The sequence below is a fragment of the Flavobacterium sp. FG68 genome, from assembly GCF_057808895.1.
The window spans coordinates 1-7108 of sequence record NZ_JBMDIY010000065.1 but is presented as its reverse complement, the minus strand read 5'-3'; the positions used below and the strand labels follow the sequence as shown (position 1 = coordinate 7108).

At 36.0% G+C, this 7108-nt stretch carries 5 protein-coding genes; 4 read left to right on the top strand and 1 reads right to left on the bottom strand.

Annotated features, from left to right (window positions below):
• Window positions 1-223: 223 nt before the first annotated feature.
• From ACODSB_RS23815 to ACODSB_RS23805, 3 genes are all read left to right on the top strand, one after another.
• Window positions 224-1060, top strand: a complete 837-nt coding sequence (locus ACODSB_RS23815; RefSeq protein WP_256634584.1) for a sulfite exporter TauE/SafE family protein — start codon at window positions 224-226, stop codon at window positions 1058-1060.
• Window positions 1047-1454 carry a DUF1634 domain-containing protein gene (locus ACODSB_RS23810; protein WP_180857895.1) on the top strand — a complete coding sequence of 136 codons (408 nt, stop codon included), beginning with the start codon at window positions 1047-1049 and terminating at the stop codon, window positions 1452-1454. Before ACODSB_RS23815 ends, ACODSB_RS23810 begins: the two co-directional genes overlap by 14 nt.
• A 103-nt stretch (window positions 1455-1557) precedes the next feature.
• Complete coding sequence (locus ACODSB_RS23805; RefSeq protein WP_488938866.1) at window positions 1558-2580, top strand: LLM class flavin-dependent oxidoreductase; 1023 nt, start codon at window positions 1558-1560, stop codon at window positions 2578-2580.
• A 237-nt stretch (window positions 2581-2817) separates the two neighbouring features.
• Here ACODSB_RS23805 and ACODSB_RS23800 read toward each other — a convergent pair whose 3' ends face one another.
• A complete protein-coding gene (locus ACODSB_RS23800; RefSeq protein WP_488938865.1) occupies window positions 2818-5244 on the bottom strand; it encodes a TonB-dependent siderophore receptor in 2427 nt (808 codons plus the stop codon).
• Window positions 5245-5463: 219 nt separating this feature from the next.
• Here ACODSB_RS23800 and ACODSB_RS23795 point away from each other — a divergent pair, with 219 nt between their 5' ends.
• The gene (locus tag ACODSB_RS23795; RefSeq protein WP_488938864.1) at window positions 5464-6744 is read left to right on the top strand and encodes an acetyl-CoA C-acetyltransferase; all 1281 of its coding nucleotides are present in this window, start codon (window positions 5464-5466) and stop codon (window positions 6742-6744) included.
• The last annotated feature ends 364 nt before the right edge of the window (window positions 6745-7108 follow it).

Genomic DNA, 7108 nt, shown 5'->3' with positions numbered 1-7108 from the left:
CGCAGTTTTCAGTCGCAGTTTTCAGTCGCAGTTTTCAGTCGCAGTTTTCAGTCGCTTTAACTTTGTCAAAGTTTAAAACTTTGACAAAGTTCCTGAGCACCAAGACTGAAAACTGAGACTGCGACTGAAACCTAAAAAAACATTTTTAAGGTATATTTAAGGTCGTAAACTCATCCCGAACAAATATGTATTCGTAAATTAGCATCAAACAAAATATATCTTAATGACAGTACTTACTTTTACCCTGATAATGCTGCTTGGTGCTTTTTTAGCTGGCTTTATTGGTTCATTATCAGGCTTGGGCGGAGGTATAATTATTATTCCGCTTCTCACTATTATTCTTGGTGTTGATATTCATTATGCAATTGGAGCCGCTTTAGTTTCGGTAATTGCAACTTCTTCAGGTTCTGCGGCGGCTTATGTTAAGGAAGGAATTACCAATATGCGCCTCGGAATTTTTCTGGAAATTGCTACAACAATCGGAGCTGTTTGCGGTGCTTTACTTTCTACCATCGCTCCTACTTCATTTATCGCTGTTTTATTCGGACTTACCTTGATTTTTTCGGCTATAAATTCGCTTCGTAAAAAAGAAGAACATATTGTTTTAGAATCAAGTCCGCTGGCAAAAAGCTTGAAACTTGAGGGAACTTATCCAACGCATGACGGACAAGTGGTAAGCTACGGAACTAAAAATGTTATTGGCGGTTTCAGTATGATGGGAATTGCCGGAATGATGTCGGGTTTACTGGGGATTGGTTCTGGTGCTTTTAAAGTTATTGCCATGGATAATATTATGCGAATTCCGTTTAAGGTTTCTACCACAACCAGCAATTTTATGATGGGTGTTACGGCAATGGCGAGTTCTGTTATTTACATTCAAAAAGGATATATCGAACCGGGAATTTGTATGCCGGTTGTTATTGGGGTTTTGTTTGGCGCAATGGCCGGAGCAAAAATTTTGGTTAGAACAAATCCTAAAAAACTTAGAATATTTTTTGCCTGCTTGATTTTTGTGTTAGCAGTTAATATGATTTATAATGGACTTAATGGAAAAATCTAAAGTTATGACGCACGAAAAATTTGGAGAAAAAGATTTTCAAACCATTATTGGAAACTTATTGCGCTACGGCGTTTGGATTTCATTATCAGTAGCTTTTATTGGCGGAATCGTTTATTTAATGCACCACGGAAATGACATTGAAGATTATTCTGTTTTTAAAGAAAATGACCGAAATATATTTGAAGTAATTTCGTCGGTTGTTAATGGTGTAATTTCAGGAAGTGGTGAATTTTTAATCTTCTTCGGAATCATATTATTGTTTTTAACGCCTGTTTTCAGGGTTTTACTTTCTCTTTTCTCTTTTTTAATCGAGAAAGATTATTTATATGTAGTGATCACGCTGATTGTTATTCTGATTATTATAACCAGTATTTCATTTGGGTTTTCACATTAGAATTTTAGATTGTAGATTTTAGAATGTAGATTTTGGAATTTGGAATTTAAAAATTGGAATTTGATATTGATATTGACATTGTCATTGAAATTTAGAAAAATTTATGGAAATAGGAATCGATAGTTTTGCTTCGGCAATGTACGGCGACAGCAACACTTTGAGTAGTGTTGACGCGATGGAACAACTGCTGCAGAGAATTGAATTTGCAGATCAGGCTGGATTGGATGTTTTTGGAATTGGAGAACATCATAAAAAAGAATTTCTGGATTCGGCAACAGCAGTAATTTTGAGTGCGGCTGCGGCTCGAACAAAAAATATTCGTTTGGCAAGTGCGGTGACGGTTCTAAGTGCCGCCGATCCTGTACGCGTTTATCAAAGTTTTGCGACATTGGATTTAATTTCAAAAGGCAGAGCCGAAATTGTTGTCGGGCGCGGATCTGCTATTGAAGCTTATCCGCTTTTTGGATATGACCTTAAGGATTATGATGCGCTTTTTAAGGAAAAACTCGAATTGCTTTTACAAGTTAGAGATAATGAATTTATAACGTGGTACGGAAAATTTCGTCCGGAACTAAATAATCTTCCGGTTTATCCGAGGGCTTTACAGGAAAAAATGCCGATTTGGCTTGGCGTTGGCGGAACTCCGGAATCTTTTGTAAGAGCCGGAAGTTTAGGTTTGCCTTTAATGGTTGCCGTTATTGGCGGACAAACACATCGTTTTAGACCTTTGATTGATTTATACCGTGAAGCCGGAAAAGCTGCTGGTTTTAGGCCGCACGAATTAAAAGTTGGATTGCATTCGCCGGGTTATGTTTCGAATACAACCGAAAAAGCTATCGAAGAATATTATCCGGGCTATGCCGAATTGTGGACAAAATTAGGATATGAGAGAGGCTGGCCTCCGGTTACAAAAGGTAAATTTGACGGATTAATTGATGATCTTGGTGTTTTAATTGTGGGAAGTCCTGAAAGAGCTGCAGAGAAAATTTTACGCCACAGCGAAGCACTTGGAGGCGTTGAAAGATTTACGTTCCAAATGGACAACGCAGGATTAACACATTCTCAATTAATGAACGCCATAGAACTTATAGGAACAAAACTAATTCCTTTGATTAAGAAGGGTTAGATTTTGGGCCACAGATTACACGAATTAAACGGATTTACGCTGGTTCTTTTTTATCTAACGTATGGAAAAAATAAAACTGCGTAAATCCGTTTAATCCGTCAAATCCGTGGGCAAATTTTCAAAAAAACTTTGAACCTTGCCGCTCTGAACCTTTGAACCTATAAAAAAGAAAGCATCCGTTTTAGCGGATGCTTTCTTTTTTAATTGTAATTTTTCAACCAGAACAATCAAATATTTTTAGAATTTGTATGTTACGCCAAATCTGAAGTTTCTTGGTTGTTCTGTCTGCCAATAGTAAGCATTAATATTAGTTGAAGCATAATAAGAACCACTGTAAAGATATTTATCTAAAATATTAAATACATTCGCTGTAAATTTCATTTTTCCAATCTCATAAGATAAACCACCATCAAGTTTAAAATATTCTGGAAGTCTTTCGAGTCCGGCAGCCCAAGTATCTGTTTGTCTTCCTGCAAGGTATGTACCTCCAATAGACGCTCCAAATCCTTTTAACTTACCATTTACAAGAGTATAATTTAGCCATGCATTTGCAACATGTTTAGAGAAACCCGGTACAGTAGAACCTTGTATAATACTTGGAACATTAGAATCTGTAACTATAGATTCTGTAAAAGCATAATTTGCAATTAAATTAAGACCGTCAATGATTTTTCCTCTAAGATCAACTTCTATACCTTGTGCTCTTTTTTCTCCTAATACAACTTTAAATACATCATTAGGTCCATTAGCAGGATCAGAAGTCAATTCGTTTTCTTTCAAAATTCTATAAGCAGCAACTGTAGTACTCCATGATCCGTCAAACCAATCTTTCTTAATTCCAAACTCGATATTATTTCCAGTAAGAGGTTTAATTGGATCTCCATTTTGAATAATTCCTGATTGAGGCGTAAAAGCCTGATCGTACAATCCGTAAACCGATGTACTTGGCGTTATAGAATAGCTAATACCAACACGAGGTGTAATGTGAGTATCTTCTTGAACATCACCCCAGTTTGCCTGATTAATCCATGTATATCTTGCCGCAAGAGTCAATCTCAATTTATTTTCAAAGAAACCTAATTCATCCTGAATGTAAGCAGCTGTATATTTTGAAATCATACCGCCAAAAGATCTCTCCTTAAGCGGCGTATCACGATCAAAAACAGGCAGTCCGTTTGCCGGCATTCCATAATTTGGTGCAAAAATATTAAACGGATTATCGAAAGTATCTAAATCATGTGATTGATAAAAATCTGCATAGTATTCTTTATTTCCTGCATCTATTCCTCCTAATACTTTATGAGAAACAGGTCCTGTATTGAATTTACCATTAACAAAAATCTGTCCTAAAAACATGTCGCTTTCCGCATCCCAAATACCAACATTTCGTATAATTTCACCATACCCAAGAGTTCCGTCAGGTATCTCATCATAATCTAAATCAACTGGTCCGGGCCCAACTCCGGTTGGCCATGAGCTGTATCCTTTTTGCAGATATTTAAAATATGATGTTTGTGCAGTAAGTTTCCAGTTGTCATCAAATTTATGTTCAAATGTAAAATATCCGCTGTGATCGTTCATTTTTGTATCTGGCAGACCCGGCTGTGTCATAGTAAAATTTCTTGGCAAAGTTGCGTATCCTCCAGCGTCAGCTCCAAAAATATAATAAGAACCAACCTCAGTCATATTAGCCATTTGATAATTGTACTCTAAAGTAACTTTCGTTTTATCATCAATTTGATACGAAAGTACCGGAGCAATTACATAACGATCATTGTGTTCAAAAGGTCTGTGAGAACCTTTCTTTTGAAAAGCACCATTAAAACGGTATAAAAACTTCCCTTCTTTATCAAATTTTCCATCAAGATCAATACTTGCTCTGTAAAAATCAAAACTTCCAGCCATAACAGTGGCTTCTCCTTTGGTAATCCCTGTTGTTTTTTTAGTCACAACATTATAAAGTCCGCTTGGATCACCACTCGAAAGCATAAATCCTGCTGGTCCTTTCACAAATTCGATATGATCCACAAAACTCATATCTTCTGTCAATGGTCCCCAAAAAGAAGTAACTACATTAAATCCGTTACGGAAAGCCTGTATTTGTGAACCACGCATTGTAATATTCGTATACATATCTCCCCAGTGTTCTAATCGCACAGCACCACTCACATTACGGATCACTCCATCACTCATACTGATAATTTGCTGGTCTTTTAAAGTTTGTCCGCTTACGATTTGAATATTCTGTGGGATTTCAAGTACCGGGGTCTGAAGACGTAATGATAATGAAGGTTTATCTTGTTTGTATTTATTTTTTGTAATGACAACTTCATCAAGATCTTCCTGACTTTCAGAAAGTGTAAAGTTTTTGGTAGTAGTCTGTTTTGCCGTTACTACAATTGTGTTTTCAACGGCATGAATTCCAACTGCACGAACACTAATAGTGTAAGAACCCGGTTTAACATTTTTAATTTCATATTGACCGTTGTCATTTGTAACTGCCGAATATCTTGTTCCTTTAAGAACTATTGAAACACCCGGCACTGGTTCGTTACCGCTTAAAGAAATCTTTCCGTTTACCTTTCCTAATTCCTGACTCATTACATTTAGTGAAGTCAAAAGAACCATCAAAAAACAAACTTTCTTAATGATATTTATACTCATTTTAGTACTATTTTAAGTTTTGTTTGGCAAAAGTAAACGGTAATGGCGGGTTTTCCAAATTATTTTTAATTATTCTAAATAAATATAAAATAATAAGACTGTTTAGTGATATTTTTACACTTGTAACTTTATAAACTTTAAGAGAAAGCAAATAATTGAGGAAGTATAGTTATCTTTAATCCGCAAAATAATTTCCAGAACAACAAAAAACATAAATCAATGAATACCACAAAAACAGTTAGAAAAGTAGCTATTGTAGGTTATAATCGAATTCCGTTTGCAAGAGCCAATACCGCTTACGCAAATGTTGGAAATCAGGAAATGATGACCGCAGCCTTAAACGGGCTTATTGATAAATATAATTTAAAGGGACAATTATTAGGTGAAGTTGCAGGAGGCGCCGTAATAAAACATTCTTATGACATGAATATGATCAGAGAATGTGTTATGAAAACCGCTCTTAATCCCGCTACCCCAGCCTGTGATTTGCAGCAAGCCTGCGATACGGGAATTGAAAGCGCTGTTTATATTGCCAATAAAATTGCGCTTGGTCAGATCGAATCCGGAATTGCCGGAGGTGTCGACTCTATTAGTGATATGCCAATTGCGGTAAGTGAAAATTTGAGAAAAACATTGCTTAAAGCCAGACAGGCAAAATCATTGGGAGAAAAAATTAAAGCGTTTTTAAAATTACGTCCAAAAGATTTTTCGCCATTAGTTCCAAGAAATGAAGAAACACAAACCGGACTTTCGATGGGCGGGCATACGGAGATTACAGCAAAATATTATAAAATTCCAAGAGAAGATCAGGACAATCTAGCACTTAAAAGTCATTTGAATATGGCAAAAGCGTATGACGAAGGTTTTTTCGCTGATATGATTACGACTTTTAACGGACTCGACAGAGATAATAATTTGAGAAAAGACAGCAGTATAGAAAAACTAGCGAAACTAAATCCTGCTTTTGATAAAGCAAACGGAACTTTAACAGCCGGGAATTCAACTCCTTTAACTGACGGTGCTTCCTGCATACTTTTAGCCAGCGAAGAATGGGCAAACGAACGCGGATTACCAATCCTCGCTTATATTACATTTGCCGAAATTGCGGCGATTGAATATGTCAAAAATCAACAGAATCTTTTATTGGCACCTTTATTTGCTGCGAGCAGAATGCTTGAAAAAGCCGAATTAAATTTACAGGATTTTGATTATTATGAAATTCACGAAGCTTTTGCTGCTCAGGTTTTGGCAACTTTGAAAATCTGGGAAAGCCCGGAATTAAGCGCCGAATTAGGTTTGAAAAAAACTCTTGGTGCAATCGACAGGGAAAAACTAAATGTAAAAGGAAGTAGTCTTGCAGCCGCGCATCCTTTTGCCGCAACCGGAGGAAGAATAATTGGCGTTATGGCAAAATTATTAAATGAAAAAGGTTCAGGAAGAGGTTTTGTTTCTATCTGCGCCGCAGGTGGACAAGGCGTTACGATGATTATTGAAAAATAATAAAATTTATAAATCTGCTGAATCTGCGAGAGTATTTTTTTTGCACGCAAATTTAGCAGATTTGGCAAATTTTTTAATTTCTTTTCTTTTTAAAAAATGAATTCCTCAGAGGAAGATAAAACTTTTGAATTTCATTTATGAATCTGCTAAATCTGCGGGAGATTTTTTTTGCACATAGATTTAGCAGATTTGGCAGATTTTTTAATTTCTCTCTTTTTTAAAAAGCAAATTCTTCAACAGAAGAAGGTTTTAATTTCATTTATAAATCCGTTGAATCTGCTGAATCTGCGAGAGTATTTTTTTGCACGCAGATTTAGCAGATTTGGCAGATTTTTTAATTTCTCTCTTTTTTAAAAAGCAAATT